This is a genomic window from Vogesella urethralis, from assembly GCF_007644045.2.
In the GTDB taxonomy this organism is placed as follows: Bacteria; Pseudomonadota; Gammaproteobacteria; order Burkholderiales; family Chromobacteriaceae; genus Vogesella; species Vogesella urethralis.
Genome location: NZ_VMDW02000013.1, coordinates 1 through 651, shown reverse-complemented (window position 1 = coordinate 651; position 651 = coordinate 1). Strand labels below are relative to the sequence as shown.

The window sequence follows — 651 nt, the reverse complement described above, 5'->3', positions numbered from 1 at the left end:
TGAATCGCCCTCACTTTCCTAGATACCTCGTGAGCCTCACACTAGGCCCTACAAGGAGGTGTCATGAGCAAGCCGCGTTTTCCTGAAGAGTTCAAGATTGAAGCTGTCAAGCAGGTAACCGAGCGTGGTTATCCGGTTGCCGAAGTCGCCAGTCGCCTCGGTGTGTCGGCGCACAGCCTGTATCAATGGCTGAAGCGCTACGACCCCAAGCGTGCCATTCCTGCCGCATCCACCGAACAGCAAGCCGAAATACGGCGTCTCAAGGCTGAGCTGAAGCGGGTGACCGAGGAGCGCGACATCCTAAAAAAGGCCGCCGCATACTTTGCCAAGGAGTCCGGGTAAGGTATGCCTTCATCCGGACTCATGAGCAGCAGTTTCCTGTTCGACGTCTGTGTCGTGCCATGGCTGTGCATCCCAGTGGCTACTACGCCTGGAAAGCCTCTCCGCATTCACCTCGTGCGCGCGAAGACCAGCGCTTACTGGGGCAAATCAAGCAGGCCTGGCTAGAGAGTGGCGGTGTCTATGGCTACCGCAAGGTCTATGACGACCTGCAGGCACAGGGAGAGCGTTGCGGTAAACATCGCGTGGCACGACTGATGAAGCAGGAGGGTCTGCGTTCGCAGACGGGCTACCACCGACGCCCCGGGCATT

1 pseudogene is annotated in these 651 nt (G+C 58.5%); it reads left to right on the top strand.

The features are described 5' to 3' along the window. Window positions 1-63: 63 nt before the first annotated feature. Window positions 64-651: pseudogene (locus FLQ03_RS00645) on the top strand (IS3 family transposase); the annotation flags it as partial.